11 protein-coding genes and 1 tRNA gene are annotated in these 17,636 nt (G+C 43.2%); 8 read left to right on the top strand and 4 right to left on the bottom strand.

The window, feature by feature from the left end:
• Window positions 1-105 precede the first annotated feature (105 nt).
• The 3 genes from guaB to cysS all read right to left on the bottom strand — a co-directional run bounded on the left by guaB (window position 106) and on the right by cysS (window position 5,628).
• Window positions 106-1,578 carry an IMP dehydrogenase gene (gene guaB, locus CAN34_RS12350; RefSeq protein ID WP_079691530.1) on the bottom strand — a complete coding sequence of 491 codons (1,473 nt, stop codon included), beginning with the start codon at window positions 1,576-1,578 and terminating at the stop codon, window positions 106-108.
• 373 nt (window positions 1,579-1,951) lie between these two features.
• Window positions 1,952-4,027: a mechanosensitive ion channel family protein gene (locus CAN34_RS12345; RefSeq protein ID WP_254423186.1), complete on the bottom strand. Its 2,076-nt coding sequence runs from the start codon at window positions 4,025-4,027 to the stop codon at window positions 1,952-1,954.
• A 140-nt stretch (window positions 4,028-4,167) separates the two neighbouring features.
• Window positions 4,168-5,628 carry a cysteine--tRNA ligase gene (cysS, locus tag CAN34_RS12340; RefSeq protein ID WP_089555896.1) on the bottom strand — a complete coding sequence of 487 codons (1,461 nt, stop codon included), beginning with the start codon at window positions 5,626-5,628 and terminating at the stop codon, window positions 4,168-4,170.
• A 335-nt stretch (window positions 5,629-5,963) separates the two neighbouring features.
• Here cysS and CAN34_RS12335 point away from each other — a divergent pair, with 335 nt between their 5' ends.
• The gene (locus CAN34_RS12335; RefSeq protein ID WP_089555895.1) at window positions 5,964-6,563 is read left to right on the top strand and encodes a cob(I)yrinic acid a,c-diamide adenosyltransferase; all 600 of its coding nucleotides are present in this window, start codon (window positions 5,964-5,966) and stop codon (window positions 6,561-6,563) included.
• Window positions 6,564-6,685: 122 nt separating this feature from the next.
• Here CAN34_RS12335 and CAN34_RS12330 read toward each other — a convergent pair whose 3' ends face one another.
• Window positions 6,686-7,609: a hypothetical protein gene (locus CAN34_RS12330; protein ID WP_089555894.1), complete on the bottom strand. Its 924-nt coding sequence runs from the start codon at window positions 7,607-7,609 to the stop codon at window positions 6,686-6,688.
• Between the two features lie 383 nt (window positions 7,610-7,992).
• Between CAN34_RS12330 and CAN34_RS12325 the strand changes: the two genes are divergently transcribed.
• The 7 genes from CAN34_RS12325 (at window position 7,993) to CAN34_RS12295 (ending at window position 17,123) form a co-directional block, all read left to right on the top strand.
• The gene (locus CAN34_RS12325; protein ID WP_089555893.1) at window positions 7,993-8,721 is read left to right on the top strand and encodes a glycerophosphodiester phosphodiesterase; all 729 of its coding nucleotides are present in this window, start codon (window positions 7,993-7,995) and stop codon (window positions 8,719-8,721) included.
• A gap of 450 nt (window positions 8,722-9,171) precedes the next feature.
• On the top strand, window positions 9,172-10,350 hold the full coding sequence (locus tag CAN34_RS12320) for a fatty acid desaturase (RefSeq protein WP_197684686.1): 1,179 nt from the start codon (window positions 9,172-9,174) through the stop codon (window positions 10,348-10,350).
• 182 nt (window positions 10,351-10,532) lie between these two features.
• Window positions 10,533-12,005, top strand: a complete 1,473-nt coding sequence (locus CAN34_RS12315) for a YdiU family protein (RefSeq protein ID WP_089555891.1) — start codon at window positions 10,533-10,535, stop codon at window positions 12,003-12,005.
• Window positions 12,006-12,349: 344 nt separating this feature from the next.
• On the top strand, window positions 12,350-14,686 hold the full coding sequence (locus CAN34_RS12310; RefSeq protein WP_089555890.1) for an NADP-dependent malic enzyme: 2,337 nt from the start codon (window positions 12,350-12,352) through the stop codon (window positions 14,684-14,686).
• Between the two features lie 202 nt (window positions 14,687-14,888).
• Window positions 14,889-16,091 carry a tRNA nucleotidyltransferase gene (locus CAN34_RS12305; protein ID WP_089555889.1) on the top strand — a complete coding sequence of 401 codons (1,203 nt, stop codon included), beginning with the start codon at window positions 14,889-14,891 and terminating at the stop codon, window positions 16,089-16,091.
• A 69-nt stretch (window positions 16,092-16,160) separates the two neighbouring features.
• The gene (locus tag CAN34_RS12300; RefSeq protein WP_079691521.1) at window positions 16,161-16,964 is read left to right on the top strand and encodes a pteridine reductase; all 804 of its coding nucleotides are present in this window, start codon (window positions 16,161-16,163) and stop codon (window positions 16,962-16,964) included.
• 82 nt (window positions 16,965-17,046) lie between these two features.
• A tRNA-Ile gene (locus CAN34_RS12295) sits at window positions 17,047-17,123 on the top strand.
• Window positions 17,124-17,636 lie beyond the last annotated feature (513 nt).

The raw sequence follows: 17,636 nt of genomic DNA, 5'->3' as shown, positions 1-17,636 counted from the left end.
CCAACAATAACGAAGCATTGTTGGCTGTTTGTATCTTGACGTCACTTAACTCTGCAAGGCCCTGAGTTATAAGCATTCATAGCATCATAGAGAGTCAAAATGTACTTAGTCGACTCGATAGTTAGGCGCTTCTTTAGTAATCTGTACATCATGGACATGTGATTCTTTCATACCAGCTGATGTGACTTTGACAAACTGTGGCTTGGTACGCATCTCTTCAATCGTTGCACAGCCCGTATAACCCATTGATGAGCGTAAGCCACCAACCATCTGGTTGACGATACCAGCAACTGGACCTTTATACGGTACACGACCTTCGATACCTTCTGGTACCAATTTTTCTACCCCATCTTTGGCGTCTTGGAAATAGCGATCTGATGAGCCATTTTGACCTGACATGGCGCCTAGACTACCCATACCGCGATAGGCTTTATAGTAGCGACCTTGGAACAGCTCAACTTCACCCGGTGCTTCTTCCGTACCTGCCATCAACGAGCCAACCATGATGCATGACGCACCTGCGGCAATGGCTTTTGCCATATCGCCAGAGTAGCGAATACCACCATCAGCAATCAATGGAATACTGTCTTGCAAAGCGCTTGCAACATTATCAATCGCAGATATTTGCGGCACACCAACACCAGCGATAATACGTGTGGTACAGATAGATCCCGGACCGATACCAACTTTTACCGCATCTGCACCGGCATCACGTAACGCTTTAGCGGCGTCACCTGTGGCAATGTTACCGCCGATAACCTGCACATGCGGAAAGTTCTTTTTAATCCAAGATACTTTATCAATCACGCCTCTTGAATGACCATGCGCCGTATCAACAACGATGATATCAACGTCAGCAGCAATTAACGCTTCAACGCGCGCTTGTGTATCTGCGCCAGTACCGACAGCCGCGCCAACACGTAAACGACCCTGCTCATCTTTACAAGCATTTGGGTTATTTTCAGCTTTGGCAAAATCATTGACGGTAATCAGACCGCGCAAACGAAAGTCATCATTAATCACGATTACTTTTTCGATACGGTGCTCATGCAGCAATCTTTTAATATTTTCGTTGCTCTCACCTTCTTTTACCGTGACGAGCTGCTCTTTTGGCGTCATGATATGGCTGACCGGTAACGATAAATTGGTCTCAAAACGCCAGTCACGATGCGTGACGATACCGATTACTTTATCGGTACCTTTCTCGACCACCGGTACACCTGAGATATTATTATCTTGGGTCAATCTTAATAACTCACCAATCGTCATTTCTGGATGGACAGTAATAGGATCTACGACGGTACCCGCTTCAAATTTTTTGACGCGGCGTACTTGCATTGCTTGCTTATCGATATCCATGCTTTTATGCAAGATACCTAAACCACCAAGCTGAGCCATGGTAATGGCCATCTCAGACTCAGTAACCGTATCCATAGCAGCAGAAATTAGCGGTAAGTTTAGCGTGATGCTTTTTGTTAGGCGGGTCGTTAAATTAGCCGCTTTTGGTAAAATCTCAGAATAAGCTGGCAACAATAAAACGTCATCAAAGGTTAAGGCTTCATCGACAATTCGCAACATACAGACCCCTAGTAGTGGTTATTTTGATGGGTGGGTAATGCAGTATCAAGTCGATAAATTAACGCTTTATCAAAATCATCAGGTTATTAAAACCTAGCAAAAAATGATAAAACCGTGAGGAACAAACACTAAGTATGTACATTCGCTCGGCACGTTACCAATTTATCATTGGTAATTAAATCATTGGTTCAATAGATTCGCCAATACAGCGCTTCTAGATATCCCAAAATCTGATTACACAACGCTTAGCTACTGAATTATCCCTTAAAAATAACGCCATATTATAACAAATAATGCAAGCTTTCGCATGACTTATTTGTCAGCTTATTTTGCTATAACAACACTATTATTTGCTGAACATAATCATTGATATCTAATCATGATTGGTTTTGACTATCAAACGTTCAGCCGGCAGATAGGCTTTTTGTTGCTCATACAAATAGCTTAGCATCTGCTCACGAACTTCACATTCAAGCGTCCATGCATCTAGAGGGCCATCAGCTGCTTGGCTACAACGAAGCTTAATGCTGCTTTCTGATACGGATACCGTAAACATTTCAGGCTCCGTTTCACTGTCCCATAGCGCATTCTCTTTTACCAACTCAATATATTTCTGGCGAATGGCGGCAATATCAGCACCATAATCGACATATAAGTAAATTACTGACGTTTGATGCGATTCCGTATGCGACCAGTTTTCCACAATCTCAGTAATAAAATGACGCATGGGCACAATCAAACGCCGCTCATCCCATGTTTTGAGTACCGCATAGGTATAACCCAAATCTTCAATTGTGCTCCACTCACCTTCCATCATCACGGTATCGCCGATACGCACAGGCTGGGTAATCGCGACCTGCATCCCTGCGATAATATTGCCTAAAATAGGCTGCGCGGCAATACCAATGACCGCACCTGCGATCCCTGCTGAGGTTAATAAGGTTTTACCCAGCCCATCGATATTGGTAAATTCACTCAATCCAATCCAAATACCGCCAAGAATCATAACAAAGATAAAAACCCGACGAAAGATAGAAACATAAGTGCGACGGCGGCGACTTTTATCAAAATGCTCATCGCTTAAATTTTCGATTTGCAAATCTTTATAGCGATTGGCAAAAAAGTTAGTGGCTCGGATACCAAGCCACATCGCACTAAATACCAGTGCCACCCAAATGATAGGCCTGGTTGATGAGGCCAATGCATCCAAATAAGGAAAGCCGCCCGATACTAAAGTATAGACAGAGGAGAAACTGATAGTAAAGGTTAAAGGTACGGTCAACTTATTGACCAAATCTTCCACACCGTTGTGATGAAGCGTACTAAGACGGTTGCCCTCTTTATCCATGACATACCAATTAAGGAGCTTGCCAGCGGCTGTACTTAATAGCCAACCTATTCCCATGGTAAACGAGAAGAATATAAGTAACGCTAAAAACTCCCAGATAGCAATGCTAAAAAACTTTAGCTTTGTCCAACTAGGCAAATAGCGCTCAAACTTTGCCGGATGATACTGCTCATAAAGCTTATCGATGTTCGAAACGGTCTGCGCTGAAAATACCCAAAAAGGCGCGCCATCACCAATACGTATGCGTTCTAGATGCAACGGTACTCGGCGCTCGCGATAATCGATATAACCAAGCTGAATCGAACGTCTAGGAATACCTTGAATGCTACTAGTACTACCAAGAGGGGGTTCAATCAAGCCATCAGGACGATCAGGCAACTTATCAAATACATAGAGTTTTTTTTCGACCAGCAAAAAATCCAGTTGTTTGGCAAGATCTATCGCACGACTGCGCTGTAACTCACTATCAATCAAGTTCATATTCAGCGCATAAGCAGCCAAATCATATTGCTGCTTCATGACTGCTGATTGGAAAAACTCTAAGGTTGCAAGGGGTGTCGACAAATTCGGCGGCTCAGATAATGGCGGCAAACCGGCATTGAGCCTATTTAAAGAATAATAACCTTCATTATAATCACCGGTAAGACCAGAATCTCCTTGTAGCACCCCTGCTTGCTGCACCGTGTTTTTTTCTATCGGACTAGTCATTTCTTCTGCGATGGCAGAAACGCTGACTCCTTCTGCTTTAATATCCTCAATTTTCTGCGCTGCATAATCAACTATATTTTCTGGTACAGTACTTTTTTCTGCTGCGTCATAATTTTGAGCTTTTACATCTCTTTGATTATTAACCGTTAGATCATCACTAGTAGCGGCATATACAGGAACATAAACGACACTCAATATCATGACAAATATACTGAGGGTAAGTTGCCATACGTTTGAGTGCTTAATAATCTTTTTATCGCCAACAGTAAAAGCAGTAAAGACCTCACTCTTGGCGTCGCCAGAATTGATGCCTTTGTCACCCATGCCGCATTGCAAAGCTTGAACGTTGTTAGAATCCAAGTTAGAAGCCAAAGACTGATGATTATTTTTCATACGATATATATCTGACCTATGTATAAGGTTAAGCTAATGTACTCTACAAAAAAAAGCCAGCGCTAAGCTGACTTAATTTCTGAGCATAAATTTCTAAGCATACTGGTTGCTTTATGCATGTGCTAATTTTAGCTGTTACGTTAAGCGCGTCGCCAAGTCGTGCCAGCGCGACTGTCTTCAAGCTCGATACCCGCGTCTTTTAACTGTACACGTATCTCGTCAGCACGAGCAAAGTTTTTATTGGTTTTGGCATCAGCGCGTTCAATAATTAAGCCATCGATAGCTTCATCTGTTAAACCGTCTTCTTTCATCTCACCGATGACTGCTTGCAAAAACTGCTGGACAGGTTGCTGTAAAATATTCAGCGTTTGTGCCAATGCTTTTAAGTGCTGCGCCAACTGCCATGCAGTCTCCACATCTTCCACTTTGCCTGCTTTGTTGATATCACGCGCCAAGCCAAACAGCACACTGATAGCCGTTGAACTATTAAAGTCATCATTCATGGCTTTGATAAAGTCTTGTCCGGCAGCGCTTGCATACGCGGTATTCATTAATTTATCATTAATGATAATTTCTTGACCTTTTTGTTGTTCAGCAACTTTAAGTGCTTGATACAGTCTGCTTAGGCTATTATGCGCTTCGTCTAACGCGCTATCAGAGAAGTTTACTTGGCTACGATAATGGCTCGATAATAAGAAAAAGCGCACCGTTTCTGGCAGATATTGTGCCATCACATCGCGAATGGTAAAGAAGTTACCTAGCGACTTAGACATTTTTTCGCCATCGACATTGATAAAACCGACGTGCATCCAGTTGCGTGCGTACTCACAGCCAGTAGCCGCTTCCGACTGAGCAATTTCATTTTCATGATGCGGAAATTGTAAGTCATGTCCACCGCCGTGAATATCAAAAGTATTGCCAAGGCATTTGGTCGACATCGCTGAGCATTCAATATGCCAGCCTGGACGTCCTTGACCCCAAGGTGATGCCCATTGCGGCTCATCAGGCTTCGCCGCTTTCCATAATACAAAATCAAATGGATTGCGCTTATCGTTTTCGACATCAACCCGCGAACCTGCCTGCATCTCATCAAGATTACGCTTAGATAATTTGCCATAATCAGCAAAGCTATCAACCGCATAATAGACGTCGCCATTATCGCCAGCATAGGCGTAATCACCCGTAACCAACGTCTCAATCATTTGCTGCATCTCATCGATATGGTCAGTCGCACGCGGCTCTGCATCAGGCGACAAGCAGCCGAGCGCCGCTGCATCTTCGTGCATGGCGGTAATAAAACGCTGTGTCAACGCGCCGATTTCTTCCCTATTTTCGGCAGCACGAGTGATGATTTTGTCATCGATATCGGTGATATTGCGTACGTAATTCACCTCATAACCCAATTGTGCAAGCCAGCGCACCGCCATATCAAAGCCAACCATCACCCGTGCATGACCGATATGACAATAATCATAAACCGTCATCCCGCATACATACATGCCAACTTTACCCTCAACCAGCGGTTTAAATGACTGCTTACGCCCAGTTAATGAATCGTATATCGAGAGCTGTGACATGGCGTCGGCAAGTGGGGTTGTCATAACGTAGTAGCCTTTTGATTAAAAGTATAAGAAAAAAACAAGTCTAACAATAATGCACGCTTAGCAAATAAAGACGTTTACTTATTATAAAGGTAAATAACGTCGTGATTATTTTAAAAAAGCAGCAATATAAAACTTAACCCATTATCTTAGCGAAAATGCTCGTAAAATACTACAATGAGCGCACAAGTAACCTTCTTTGAGTACAGGGGTGAAATGCTTTAAGTACATGAGTGAGACTCTTATATCATGTAAGCAACATACTTAAATCAAGTATTACTTTTTAATGTGATAATTTTTAATAATGAAAAATAATGACAGGTAAGGATATAGAGATGGGCAATCGTTTAAGCAAAATTTATACTCGTACTGGAGATGATGGCAGTACCGGCATGGCAGATGGCAGCCGCGTGAGTAAAGCTGATAGTCTGTTCAGCGTGATGGGCGATATTGATGAGCTTAATTCACATATTGGCTTAGTACGCGCGCAGCTCACACAAACGGTGACGGACGCTACTCAAAAAGCAGATTTCTCTCAAGCATTGATTATTATTCAACACTTATTATTCAATATCGGCGGTGAGCTTTCGATGCCAGAATATGAAGGTGTCAATGCGACTCATATCGATTGGTTGGAGCAACAGATTGACGCAATGAATAGCACATTGCCACCGCTGAAAGATTTTATCTTACCGACAGGGTCGTTATTGGTTAGCCATTTGCACGTGGCACGTACCGTCTGTCGCCGTGCTGAACGCCAAGCAGTACTGTTACAACAAGAGCGTCCGCAAGCCATTCGCCATACTGCGGTCAGCTTTATCAATCGCTTGTCCGACTGGCTGTTTGTCGCCGCACGCTTTTGCACGGACCCTGAGCAGGTCTCTGAAGTCCTATGGGACAGCCAAGTATTACAAAAAATCACTAATAACCGATAACCGATAACCGATAACCGATAACCGATAACCGAACGATTTAACGTAAAACGCCCACAACCTTCAAGTTGCGGGCGTTTTATTATCAATAACTTTATTTTATTGACCATGCTTTACTTTATAGATTAGTAAGTAGCGTTTTCATCTTCAATAATCACCATATCAATACTTTCATCTTTAGGTGTAGATTTTGGCGCTTCTGGGGTCGCAGGTGCAGTGGTGCTAGGCGTTGTAGCGCTGCTACCTTGATTGTTTTGATTCACACTCGGCGGCGTAGCAGGTGCGGCTGGGCGCACAGGGGCAGCTGGCGTTACTGATCTTGGCTGACTGTCGTTATTATTTTGCGCTGTTTCACGGCGGCGTTCTGCTTGCTGTGCTGCACGTTGGGCGCGCTGCTCTTCCAATGCTGACTGATATACTGAGCTTGCCACTACTTCTGATACAACCGTGAGCAATGCTGGCTGTCCAGCGATACGGGTACGTATTTGTCCACCTTGGGTACCGACGACATAAGTAAAGGCATCATCAACGAGCATGTTGTTATTGATACGAATATTGTCTTGGGCTAAACGAGATTGCAAACTTGGTTGGTTATTAGCCGCTTGAACTTGGCTGGCTTGATACAAGTCTTCACTCGGCAAGGTCATGCTAACACTAGCCTGACAAGTCGTCATACCGTTGGCATTGGCTGCTTGTAAGGTCGCGGCATTTTGTATATCGATAACGATGCCATTGGTTTTAGTAGTGACAACGCCACTGCTTAGACCAATCTCTGCATCGTTAGCATAACTTGTAGCCAATGTTTGCGCTTGTTGATTGAGCGTATTTTTTAAGGCCGATTTGAGGCGATCTTGTACTATTGGGTCATCACAACTAACCGCAGTGGCAGCTGCATTTTCACTGACCTCTGTTTCTTGCTCTGTAACCTCTGCCGTTTCAGGAGTCTCTTCTTTTTCTGAGCGGTCACAACCAGCAAGCGCTAAACTACATGCTATGCCAACACCAGCAACTTTGTACCACTTGCTCAAACTCTTATTTGCTACGCTCATATTTATTTTGCTCCAATTTACTGATTCATACCGCCACCGACGGACAGTATTTGACGTTCAAACCATGACACTCAAACTAAAACAATGAAAAAAAATGGTTAAATCAAAAATGTTCATTGTGATAGATTTGAAAATCACATTATTATACGGTGTTTGTATTAAATGGTCATTAGTGTAGCCTATTGATATACAAATAACGTCTAACATTGTGCCCAAAACCTAGCTTTGGTTGCAAAAACGCAACAAATACACAGTCAGAACAAATACATGGCTAGATGCTCAGGTAAATTTTCGAGCATTTAAAGAATATTATAAATATTTTGTTAGACGCTTTTTATTAGAGATTATATGATGACGTTCCAAATATTCTATGGTTATTCATTATGATAAACCTTAAAAACACACTATTACTCGGTCATCGTGGCGCTCGCGGTGAAGCATTAGAAAACACTTTATCAGGATTTGAGTATGCTCAACGTTTACAAACAGCTGGTGTAGTCGGAGTTGAGTTCGATGTACAGCTCAGCAAGGATGGAGAGTTATTGGTCTTTCATGATGACGACTTAGAACGCATGTGCGCGCAGCAGTCACGCATCGACCAGTTAAGTCTTATTGAGATTCAACGCCATTTACAGTTCGGTCATCAGATTATTACTTTGCCTAGCATAGCGCCTGCACTACATGGCTTTACTTATATTGAGCTTGAGGTTAAAACGCATAATAGAACTGATTACGACAAATTGATAAAGGCTTTGATGCGTGACCTAGTCGATAGCCCGCTTGCCAGTCTACCTATTGTACTGACCAGTTTTGATGTAGAGCTGCATGCACGACTGCAACGCAATAAATTATTAACGCGCGTCCCACGTGGATTGCTTATTCGTACGCCTGATTTATTGATAACTGCGCCGAATACTGCCTTGCAACTTGGCTGTGTGCAACTTGGTATTTACTACCCGCTTCTTAATAAAGCAGTCATTCAGCATTGTCATCGATATGACTTGCCTGTGAGTGCGTGGACGGTCAATGATAGCGATACGATTAAACAGCTTATAGATTGGCAGGTCGACGTCATTATTACTGACTATCCATCCACTCTTCTGCTACGTTAAACATGTTAACTATGTTCGAACAGATGCTGTTGTAGCCTACATATTTATCGTTCTACTTACACTTTTACTTAAGAACTGATAAGTCATGGCTTATTTATCATCATAGATGGTATAAACGATACAAGTTATTGTTATTTAGCAATATTTTTATAGTGTATAAGTGTTCACTTTACTAAGTATTTAAGGTAATATAGAGGCTTAAATTAATACCGCTAGGGATATTATATGATTGCAAAAAAAGCACTTGGCTTACCGCTTAAAGGCTTACGTTTCGCTATCAAATCTGGTGACACACTTGTGAAAACCGCCAGCACTCAAGTCACGCGTTTTAAGACACGTTTCGATGAGAATAAAGCGAAAAACTCACTCGATGAGACACCGGTTGCCAAACGCAACTATGCTAATGCTTCTGGAGAGCAAGATGTCTCTACCAGTGCGGACAGCATCGATATGCGCGAGTTTGAATTCACAAAAGCACCAATCAACTGGATTCCAGCGACTATTCTGGTAGCCACGCCTATTGCTGCTGCTATCATTACCCCATGGTATCTGTTTACCCATCAAGTCAGCGCACCGGTTTGGGGCGTGTTTGGTGCCTTTATGGTGTGGACGGGTATCAGTATCACAGCCGGTTATCACCGTTTATTGTCGCATCGTGCTTATAAAGCGCATCCGATCGTCAAAAACTTTTTATTGCTTGGTTCTACCTTAGCGGTTCAAGGTTCAGCATTTGACTGGGTTTCTGGTCATCGTAGCCATCATCGTCATGTTGATGATCGCTTAGACGATCCGTATTCAGCGAAGCGTGGCTTTTTCTTTAGTCATATGGGCTGGATGCTACGCAACTACCCTAGCGGTAAGTTTGACTATAAAAATATTCCTGATTTGACCAAAGATAGAACCTTGCAGATTCAGCATAAATATTATGGTCTATGGGTCGTGGCGCTGAACGTCGGTATGGTTGCCGCCATTGGCTGGTTACTAGGTGATGTTTGGGGTACCTTAATCGTTGCTGGTTTGCTACGCTTAGTTTTGACCCATCACTTTACCTTCTTTATCAACTCGTTATGCCACATGTTCGGGACGCGTCCTTATACGGATACCAATAGTGCCCGTGATAACTTCTTCTTAGCTATCTTTACGTGGGGTGAGGGTTATCATAACTATCATCATTTCTTCCAGTACGATTATCGTAATGGCGTAAAATGGTGGCAATATGATCCAACCAAATGGCTCATCGCTGGCTTATCAAAGCTTGGCTTGACCAGCGAGCTGCGTACCGTTGATGACACAACCATCAAGCATGCTGAAGTGCAAATGCAATTCAAAGCGGCACAGCAGCAGATTGATACGGCAACGTCAAGTGGTATTGATATTCCTCATGCTATGAAAAGCTTCCAAGAGCGTATTAAGTTTGAATATGATGCCTTTACGCAGACAGTCGAAGAATGGCAAGCATTAAAAGCAAAAACCATTGAGCTGAAAAAGACTGAGTTTGCTGATCGCTTGCATGAAGTTGAAGATGAGTTGAAGCAAGATTATGCCAAGATTGAACAAAAAATACTGGCGCATAACAGCAACTTGAAAACAGCCTTTCGCGCAATCGGTCAAGATGCCAAAGCTGCTTAGGTTTAACGGCTGATTAATAATTTAGCCTTGATATTGTGACGCTTCTCCTTCCCTCTATCTATTAAAGATAGGGGGATTTTTTTATGTGTTAATTACAAGAGAGGGACAGAGTGCCATGCTGCTATATGCAGGCTATGTTATAGTGAGTTTATTCTCTTTATACCTCAATTGGACCGGCTCATATGCGCTATCAAAACACTTATGTCAAATTAGACACCCGCCTTTATCATGAGCAGGTGCCGACACCATTAGACAATCCTCGTGCCGGTCATTTTAATACACAGGTTGCACAGCAACTAGGCTGGACAGAAGATGAAGATTTGATGGCACGCTGGGTTGAGATACTCGGTGGGCAATACGTGCCTGCCCAGTTTCAGCCGTTATCAATGGCTTATGCAGGTCATCAATTTGGACAATGGGCAGGACAATTGGGTGATGGACGCGGCTTATTAATGGCGCAAGTACTCGATAATAATGATAAGTTGCAAGATTTACATCTTAAAGGTAGCGGCCTGACACCCTACTCACGGATGGGTGATGGCCGTGCCGTCTTACGCAGTACCATTCGAGAATATCTATGTGGTCATGCACTGACCCAGCTTGGTGTGCCCTCCTCTAACGCTTTGGGTTTTGTGGTATCTGATACGGCTATACGACGCGAGCGGATGGAAGCTGGTGCGGCATTGATGCGTGTGGCTGACAGCCATATTCGCTTGGGTCACGTAGAATGGATTGCCAGCTTCGCGCCCGATTTACTCGCTGAATTTACCGACTATATGATCGATACTTATTATCCAGAGTGCCGTGATAGTGAAAAGCCGGTATTGGCGTTCCTGCAAACAGTGGTCGAACGTACGGCACGCATGATTGCCGATTGGCAGCTGACTGGTTTTGCTCATGGGGTCATGAATACGGATAACTTGTCGATTACCGGCAGCACCTTAGACTTTGGACCTTTCGGCTTTATGGAACGTTTTAATCCGGCTTGGGTTAACAACCACTCCGACCACACAGGACGCTATGCCTACCAAAACCAACCTGCCATCGGGCACTGGAACCTGAACATTTGGCTACCACACTTTATGCGCTTGACTCAGGCTGGTGTCACGCGCGAAACGTTGGCGGATTGTTTAGCTCCTTATGAAGCGACTTTTATGCAGCACTATCAACAAGGGCTATGCCGCAAGCTGGGACTGCCGCATGCAAAAGAGAGCTTAACATTGGCTTTTGAGTTTCTAACCTTGTTAGAAGATAACTTGTTCGACTATACCAATAGCTTCCGGGCATTATTGGGATTAATTGCGCCAAGCGAGCATCCTTATGAGCAGCAACTACTGGCAACGATGATTGCTGAGCTAAAAGATGAGCCATTACAAATATGGCAAGATTGGTCAGAACGCTATTTATCGCAAACAAAACCGCTTTCTAGCGAACAAGTGATTAGTAGCCTACAAACTAACAATCCCGTTTATATCTTGCGTAATAGTATGGCTCAGCGTGCCATTGTGGCTGCAGAACAAGGGCAATTTGGTGAATTAAATCGAGTATTTGAGTTGCTTGCCAACCCTTATACTATAAATGATACGGCCATCGAACTTGATACAATACCACCTGCCCCTCATGCCCCGCAAATGCCGATCAGCTGCTCATCTTAATAAGTGGCTTATTCTGTAATATTTTGAAACACTATAAAATTAAGGTTGATATTTAGCGCTGTTTTTTGGCATTATCAACTAGATAAATAACGAATATCAATTTATTATATTGTTTGCGTATTTCATGGCGCTTAACATGGCGCTTAACTAGGCAACCAATTACCAATAATGCTAGAATAACTATTTTGCAAGATTGTTGTTTTTATGCTGATGTCTAGTCGCCAATCACGACCCTGTAACTATCAATGTACGCTCATTATCATATCTTATGATTTTTGAGCATTAGGCATTAGTTTTTATCACCATTTACTTTATTCCAATTTATCCTAACCATGGCAATTATTATGAATGACGATATCACTTTGAATACGGACACCCCTAGTACGGAAAAAGAGCAGTTTGAACAAGCTGCCTTGCATTACCATTCACACCCACGACCGGGTAAGATTTCGGTCACCCCTATCAAGCAATTGGCCAACCAACGTGATCTGGCACTGGCCTATTCACCAGGGGTCGCGGTACCTTGTCTTGAGATTCAAAGAGATCCTTCTTTAGCAGCTAAATACACCGCTCGTAGCAACTTGGTCGGTGTCATCACCAACGGTACCGCGGTATTAGGTTTAGGGAATATTGGTCCATTGGCGTCAAAACCTGTGATGGAAGGTAAAGGGGTTCTATTCAAAAAATTCGCGGGTATCGACGTTTTTGATATTGAAATTGCACAAAATGATCCAGATAAATTCATCGAGGCAGTTGCGTCTCTTGAGCCTACTTTTGGTGGTATCAATCTAGAAGACATCAAAGCACCAGAATGTTTCAAAATCGAGCGCGAATTGCGTAAACGTATGAACATTCCAGTATTCCATGATGATCAGCACGGTACTTCCATTATCGTGGCCGCGGCAATGCTCAATGCTTTGTTGATCACTGGCAAAAAGATTGAAGACCTCAAAGTTATTTGTTCAGGTGCAGGCGCAGCAGCCATTTCATGCCTAAACATTATCTGTGCACTTGGCGTTAATAAAAACAATATCTACGTTTCTGACTCACGCGGTATTATTACCACTAGCCGTGAGAATCTAGACGAAACCAAGCAAATGTATGCGCGTGATACAGAAGCAACTACTATTGAAGAGCTCATCGATGATGTCGATATGTTCTTAGGCTTATCTATGCCGGGCACATTGACAGAAGATATGGTTCGCCGTATGGCAAAAGACCCTATTATCTTTGCGCTTGCTAATCCAACGCCTGAGATTATGCCAGAATTGGCACATGCCGTCCGTCCAGACGTCATCATGGCTACTGGTCGCTCAGACTATCCTAACCAAGTAAACAATGCATTGTGCTTCCCTTATATCTTCCGCGGTGCGTTAGATGTTGGTGCCACGACTGTTAACGAAGAGATGAAGATTGCTTGCGTAAAAGCAATCGCTGCGATGGCGCATGTTGAAGCAACACCTATGAGCAACGTTAAAAACGTTGAAAGTACGCCAAGTTTTGGTCGTGAATATCTCATTCCAGGACCACTTGAGCCAAACTTAATCATTGAAATTGCTTCTGCTGTTGCTAAAGCGGCGATGGATTCTGGCGTTGCGACACTTCCTATCACTGATATGAAAGCCTATCGCCAGCGTTTATCTGAGTTTGTCTATAACTCCGCGTTTGTGATGAAGCCTATCTTTGCACGTGCAAAAGCCGATCCAAAGCGTATCGTTTACTGTGAAGGTGAAGACAGCAATGTATTGCTAGCAGTACAAGTGGTCGTCGATGAACAGTTGGCTCACCCTATCTTGGTCGGTCGTCCTTCAGTGATCGCAAATAACATCGCCAAGCTAGCATTACGCTTGAAAGATGGCGAAAATATTACTATTGTCAATATTGATGATGACCCACGCTACAACGATTACTGGAAAGGCTACTACGAGAAAAACAAACGTAGTGGTGTCAGTATCGAGCTTGCTCGCCGTGATGTCCGTCGTAAAACCTCTTTAATCGGTGCACTTTTGGTTGAAAATGGCGATGCTGATGGCATGATTTGTGGTACATTCGGTCATTATCAACTGCATTTAAAATATGTAGGCGGAGTGATCAATAAAAAAGAAGGCATCAATGATTTTTATGCAATGAATGCAGTGCTCATGCAAGATCGTAATATCTTTATTGCTGATACTTATATTCATGAAGACCCAACTGCTGAGCAATTGGCTGAGATGACTGTATTGGCTGCAGAGCAATTGCGCCGCTTTAGCATCACACCACGTGTGGCGTTGGTGTCGCATTCAAACTTTGGTACTTCTGACCGCGCTAGCGCAGTCAAAATGCGCAAAGTGCATCAACTGCTGACAGACATGAATGTCGACTTTGAATTCGATGGTGAAATGCAAGGTGATGCCGCACTTGATGAGCATATTCGTGCCAATGACTTGCCTTCAAGCAACCTAAAAGGTTCAGCAAATCTGCTTATCTTGCCAACGCTAGATGCGGCAAACATTGCCTTTAACCTGCTTAAGACAGCAACCGGCAGCGCTTCTATTGGTCCTATTTTATTAGGCGCAAGCAAACCTGTACATATCCTAACGCCATCAGCCACAGCGCGCCGTGTGGTTAATATGACGGCACTTGCGGTGACTGAAGCCCAAGATTTAGAAAATGAGGCAGCAGCTGCCGCTAGTGTGTAAGTGATACTGCTATATATCGATCTGCTACTATTACTCGTTAAGGGTAGCAGTCTGCTATAATCAGACCATTCAGTGCCATCATAACAAGGCACTGAATGGTTTTTTTTGGTCTATCACTTATTGACCTAGAATGTGTTGGCTTAGCATTTAATACTTTTATTTTTATAACCCGATTAAAACTAAAATAACGAAAGAGGTTACCATGCAAGTCTATCTCGTTGGCGGTGCAGTACGTGATCAGCTGTTAGGACGCCCTATCAAAGATAAAGACTTTGTCGTTGTCGGGGCAACCGTTGCAGAAATGCTTAATGCAGGGTTTCAACAGGTAGGCGCAGATTTCCCCGTATTTTTGCATCCTGTCAGCCGCGAAGAATATGCGCTCGCACGTACTGAACGCAAACAAGGTGTTGGCTATCAAGGTTTTAGCGTCCATGCCAGTCCAGATGTTAGCTTAAAAGACGATCTGCAACGGCGCGATTTGACCGTTAATGCCATGGCAATTGAAGTCATAAGCTTAAGCGATGACACCCCTATAAACGGCGAAGTGATTGATTACTATGGCGGACTGACTGACATAGAAAACAAAACCTTGCGTCATGTATCCAGCGCTTTTAGCGAAGACCCTTTACGGGTGCTTAGAACGGCTCGCTTCTATAGCCGCTATTATGATTTGGGTTTTACCATCGCCGATGAAACCTTACTATTAATGCGCCAACTGGTTAGTTCAGGAGAACTTGCGCATTTGAGTAGCGAGCGTATTTGGCAAGAGTCGAGCCGCGCGACGATGCAGCTATCCCCTCATGTATACTGGCAGCAGCTGTTTGAAATCGGGGCGCTCACAGAATATTTTGCGCCATTAAATCAGGCTTGGAATCATGCTCACATAAGAGAAACGGTGCAGACAGCGCTGTATTTTGCCGGTCAAATGCAGTTAAATTTATCACAGCGTTGGGCAATCTTAATGGCTAGCCTCAATTCGTCGTTATTTAATCTTAACGCTAATGATTTAAAGCCTGATGAATTGAAGACAGCTGCCAAAGCGATTAACGAGATAGGCAATACGGCTAAAGTGCCAAAAGCACAAACCCAGTTTGCCACTCTATTCGTCCAACAAGCTGAAAAATTAAGTGCAATCAATCAGCTTAATGCTGCTGGAAAAATCGATCTTATTCAAGCTTGTAGCGCCCATAAGGAGCCTGAAAAACTCTCGCAATTGCTCGTATGCAGTCACGTATTACAACTGGCTTGCCAGCACCGTCAGATGATGTTGGCGTTGGATAGCTTCCATAGTATTAGTATGAACGATATCGAGACAAACCTTAAAGGTCCAGCGATTGGTGAAGCCTTAAGACAACATAGAATTGAGCACTTACAAGTGCATAATATGTCTCCAAAGCTATCTTAAAAGTCAGCTTAGAAACTGCGTCAAAACTTACTTTAGATATTAACGCCAAATACTGATTAAAACTCTCCTATGACTCAAAAGACAAAAAATATCCAACCAACCCATACACTTGAACCTGTCATGCTGGTGACTGGTAGCGCTAAACGCATTGGTGCGGCTATTATTCGCGCAGCACATAAGCAAGGCTATCGTGTCATTATCCATTGTTATCATAGTGAGCAGGAAGCGAATACACTAGCAAATGAGCTTAATGAAACTTGGGCTAATAGTGCAATGGTCATTGTTGCAGATTTAGCAGTCGTCAATGATACCAAAGCTTTAGCACAATTCGTCCAGACTATTATGCAAGCATTTGGGCAATTAGATGTACTGGTACATAATGCCTCACGTTTTTACCCTAGCCCACTTGGCAGTATTGATCAATCACAGTGGGATGAGCTGTTTTTAACCAATGCCAAAGCGCCTTTATTGTTAAGCCAAGCGTTTTATCCTTATTTGAAAACGCAGCAAGGTTGTATCATTAGCCTGCTTGATATTCATGCGCACGATAAGCCGTTTGCCAATTATGCTGTATATAATATGGCAAAGGCAGCTCATAGGATGATGGTGCACTCGCTTGCCCTTGATATGGCGCCAGATGTGCGCGTGAATGGCGTTGCTCCCGGCGTAAATATCTTACCTGAAGTTGATAGCGATCAGGCGCTTGATAGTGAGCAGCAAAAAAGTATTATCGACTCCATTCCTATGCAGCGGATAGGCAAGCCTGATGAAATTGCTCATAGTGTGCTCTATTTAGCGCAGGCCAATTATGTTACTGGCGAGATAATAACGGTAGATGGTGGGCGAAGTTTGACGCTGGCTGGCGGTAGTTAGTAACAATTAATCAAATAGTATGCCCTACTTGCTAACTTTTACTTGAAAATATTTAAAAATCAGGTATCATTGTGCGTCTAAAGGGCCCATAGCTCAGTTGGTTAGAGCAGAGGACTCATAATCCTTTGGTCGTAGGTTCAAGTCCTACTGGGCCCACCATATAAAAGTTATACCATTAAAGACTTTCAATCGCTTGAAAGTCTTTTTTATTGTCTGCTATGTTCTATCAGCATATAAAAAGTAATCAAATGGCAATCGATATTGAGATATTCAGACCAATCACCGAGTAATTCTCGGTTGCTGAATTTTGTGTTCATTTGCGTTCATCTATTAGACTATCAAACTCTAGACACAGAAAAAGAGACACCCATTACGGACGGCTGATTTATGACTACTTTGGGTGTTTTGGCCACGGCAACTGGTAATGAAGCCCATCTTTAAATTTCTCCCAATCTCCACCCCATTCAATACTGAACCGCCCCAGTATTGTCGGAGACTCAACATTCTGAGAGAATATGACAATATCAGGGCGGTTCAAACAGTGCGGTGCGTAAAATAGTTGTTTTTTTATCGCTTTAAGGCACCAGTTATAAAGTGTATGTTTATCTATATCGTTATCAACCTAGGCTTAGCGTAACAACCAGCTTGCCTTCACTTTTTTTATTGTAATTT

Source organism: Psychrobacter sp. DAB_AL32B (genome assembly GCF_002224105.1).
Classification (GTDB): Bacteria; Pseudomonadota; Gammaproteobacteria; order Pseudomonadales; family Moraxellaceae; genus Psychrobacter.
Note: the sequence above shows the minus strand (reverse complement) of the source record. Positions and strands in the feature narration are given on the sequence as shown.